This window comes from Aquabacterium sp. (genome assembly GCF_021768455.1).
Lineage (GTDB): Bacteria > Pseudomonadota > Gammaproteobacteria > Burkholderiales > Burkholderiaceae_C > Aquabacterium.
Genome location: NZ_JAIZVX010000245.1, coordinates 1 through 3010, shown reverse-complemented (window position 1 = coordinate 3010; position 3010 = coordinate 1). Strand labels below are relative to the sequence as shown.

Sequence of the window (3010 nt, the reverse complement as noted above, 5' to 3'; positions counted from 1 at the left end):
CCAGCGCCAACGCCGGCCGCACCGGTGCCCTTGGCTGCCCCCGCTGCGACAGACGGCGCCACGGCCACCAAACCCACGAGGGCCCCGCGCGCCGCCGCCAAGAAGGCGCCGGCCCGCAAGACCTCCAGCAAGGCCAAGGCCGATGCGGGACAGGCTCCGGCCGAGAACGCGCCCGCCGCACCGGCCCCGACCAGCGACGCAGGCCAGGCGGCCACCGCCCCCAAAGCTGCGCCCCGCGCTCGCCGCCCTCGCAAGGCGGCCGACGACGCCGCCTGACGCCTTGCCCGCTGCCGCGCCCCGGGGGCCGCGACACGCAACTGGCCCGCAATCAGCCCAGAAGTGACCTGACCCGGTCGCCTCAGGGCTGAGCCGCCGAGGCCCTGGCCGCTTCGATCACCCCAGCCTTGAGCGAAACGATGGGCCGCTGACCTGCTCGCAAGGGCGCAGGTGGCGTCACAGTCGTGTCCACTGGCGGCGGGGTGGTGACACCTGGTGCCCCAGGTGGAGGCTCGCCTCGAGGCGACATCCCCATGCCAGGCCCGGAGGCGCCCCCCATGGGAGGCCGACCAGGGCCCCCTGGCCCGCCCGGCCCACCTGGGCGCATGGGTCGGCCCTCGCCCTGGGCCGAAGCGCCGGTGGCGCTGGCCGACCCCGATGCCTCCCGGTCCTGGGCCACAGCCCCCGCCTCACCGGCCTGGTCGGCAGGGCCGTGTTCGGCACTTCGGCCAGGCACCGCGCCCGAAGCCGTTCGCGGAGGGAAAGGGGCGCGGACCAGGCCAGGACCCGATGCCGTCTGGATGGTGGGCCAGGCCCCCGCCGGGTCGGCAGCCCGGTCCGTGGGCGGCCACAAGGGATTGGGTGGCTCGGCCACCGGGCCGCTCGCGGGCTTGAACACCGACATCCAGGCCGGCATGGCGGAACGCGGGGGTTCAGCCCCGCCTTCGCCGCGCCGCTCTGAACACGCCGACAAGGCCAGCAGACTCGGCAACGCCCATGCCAATCCAAACAACAAGGCGGCACGCCTGATGCGAGGGCAGTTGAAGGGCTGGGCTGCGCGAAACCATGGGCGTTCAGACATGCCCGGATCATGCCCGATCGGACGAGCCGTTCGCGCTGGCCTGCGTCAAGCCAGGGCGCGTTGCCAGTGGGCGCGCAGGCTCTGGCCCACGGCCTCGGTGGCGCTCACGACGCCCATGTGGCCAACGCCCGGCAGCACGGTCACCTCGGCGTGCGGGTTCACGGTGGCCAAGCGGTGCAGCATCTCGCGGGCAGGTGGTGTGGTGTGCTCGCCGCGCACCAGGGTCAAGGGGATGGCAAAACGGTAGTGCGCAAAGTCCTGCGCCTCACGGGCCACGCAGCGCACCTCCTGGAACATCTTCCAGCCCACCTGGCGAGCCATGGCCCGCGCCTTGTCGGGCAAGGCGGCCCAGGCCCCTGGCTGGTTCCAGTAGTCGACAAAGCCTTGCAGCCAGGCCTCGCTGCCGCCGTGCTCCTCCTGCAAGAAGAGCGGGTCGCTGTAGAGCCAGGCCACCTCGCGGGCCACGTCGGGCGGCAGGCCGGCCTCATCGGCCTTCAGGGGTGCGAACAGCACGGGCTCATACAACCACAGCGAGCGCACGGCCACCCGTCCTTCGGCAGCCAGGGCCTGGGCCAGGCTCATTGCCACCAGGCCACCATAGGAATGCCCGCCCAGGTGCACCGCCTCCGTGCCCTCGGGGATCTGTGCGCGCAGGTGGGCCACCTCATCGGCCACGGTGCTGGCTTGCCCTGCCGGCAAGGCCGTGGCCGGGCTGTAGCCCAGGTTGGCCGGCGTGAGCGGGGCGAGGCCCTCAGGCAGATCGGCCAGATGACGGGACCACATGAAGGGGCCGGTGCCGGTGGAGTGGACGAAAAGCGCCAGGGCGGGGGATGCGGTCGAAGCAGGCATGGCGTGGGCCGGCTCGCAGCCGGTGAGCAGGACGAAACCCATGCTATCGCCCGGCGCGCACCCCACGCCCATCAGGGGATCAGGGCTTTCCGCAGGTTGGCGTCAGATCGGCTGTGGCAACGCACCGTGGTGCACTGCCCACGCCAGCACGCCGACCTCGACCAGGGCCATCTGGCGCCAGAGCCAGGGATCGGCGCGGTTGCGAGGGGTGCGCGCGGAGGGCAACCCACAACCCGGCTCACTTGGCCCAGTTGCCGTCCTTCATGCCCGTGATCTTGTTGAACACGGGCTTGCCAGCAGCGTGGTCCAGCCGATCGGCCACGAAGTAGCCATGGCGCTCGAACTGGAACTTCTGGTCGGGCAGCGCCGCGGCCAGCGAGGGCTCCAGGTAGGCCGTGATGACCTGCTTGCTCTCGGGGTTCAGGCAGGCCAGGAAGTCCTTGCCGCCGGCGTCCGGGTGCGCGTCGGTGAAGAGGCGGTCGTAGAGGCGCACCTCGGCGGCCACGCCATCGGCCACGCCCACCCAGGTGATGGCGGCCTTGACCTTGACGCTGTCGGCGCCCGGGGTGCCGCTCTTGGTGTCGGGCACCACGGTGGCCAGCACCTCGGTGATGCGGCCATCGGCGTCCTTGGTGCAGCCGGTGCATTCGATGACGTAACCGCCCTTGAGGCGCACCTTGTTGCCGGGGAAGAGGCGCTTGTAGCCCTTGGGTGGCACCTCTTCAAAGTCTTCGCGCTCGATCCAGATTTCGGGCGTCAGATTGAAATTGCGCTGACCCATTTCGGCATGATGCGGGTGGAGCGGAGCGGTACAGGGCTCGGTATGACCGGCGCCGAAAAGCGTATCCCAGTTGGTGAGCTTGAGTTTGACCGGATCCAGTACCGCCATGCCGCGTGGTGCCTTTTCATCCAGATCGTCGCGAAGTGCGCCTTCCAGAATGGCGTAGTCGATCCAGCTATCGCCCTTCGATACGCCGATCCGTTCGCAAAAGAGCTGAATGGCGCCTGGCGTGTAGCCCCGACGGCGCAGGCCAACAATGGTCGGCATGCGCGGATCGTCCCAGCCCTCAACCACTTTCTCGC

2 protein-coding genes and 1 pseudogene are annotated in these 3010 nt (G+C 70.4%); 1 reads left to right on the top strand and 2 read right to left on the bottom strand.

The genetic code is table 11. The features are described from left to right. Positions 1-276: pseudogene (locus QZ994_RS19270) on the top strand (hypothetical protein); the annotation flags it as partial. Positions 277-1123: 847 nt separating this feature from the next. On the opposite strand, the gene QZ994_RS19265 reads toward QZ994_RS19270, so the two are convergent. Together QZ994_RS19265 and QZ994_RS19260 are read right to left on the bottom strand one after the other, a co-directional pair. Next, the gene (locus tag QZ994_RS19265) at positions 1124-1969 is read right to left on the bottom strand and encodes an alpha/beta hydrolase (RefSeq protein WP_290877544.1); all 846 of its coding nucleotides are present in this window, start codon (positions 1967-1969) and stop codon (positions 1124-1126) included. A gap of 196 nt (positions 1970-2165) precedes the next feature. Next, on the bottom strand, positions 2166-3010 hold an 845-nt coding region (locus QZ994_RS19260), incomplete at its 5' end, for a glutamate--tRNA ligase family protein (RefSeq protein WP_290877541.1).